Origin of the sequence: Saccharothrix sp. ST-888 (assembly GCF_000955975.1) — a bacterium.
Classification (GTDB): domain Bacteria; phylum Actinomycetota; class Actinomycetes; order Streptomycetales; family Streptomycetaceae; genus Kitasatospora.
In genome coordinates this window covers 1-229 of sequence record NZ_JYJF01001159.1, presented here as the reverse complement: position 1 = coordinate 229, position 229 = coordinate 1, and the positions used below count along the sequence as shown (strand labels likewise).

Annotated in this window: 1 protein-coding gene; it reads right to left on the bottom strand. The window is 68.6% G+C overall.

The features are described 5' to 3' along the window. On the bottom strand, positions 1 to 229 hold a 229-nt coding region (locus tag UK12_RS36060), incomplete at both ends, for a Uma2 family endonuclease (protein WP_045307456.1).

Here is a 229-nt window from a genome sequence, read left to right as displayed (position 1 = left end):
GTCCAGGTCGAGGGTGTAGGTCCGCCCGTCGGCCAGCTCGATGGGCAGCTTGCCCGAACCGTACTTGTGCGTGTGCGCCGCGATGTAGCCGGAGCCGGTGGGCTGGGTGTGGACGACGACCTCCCCGGCGTACGGATCCACCACCACGTAGACCGGGATGCCGTAGCGGCCGTACTTCGCCGTGCAGTCGTCGTAGTCCTTGCGCGCGGAGGAGACCGACACCACCTCG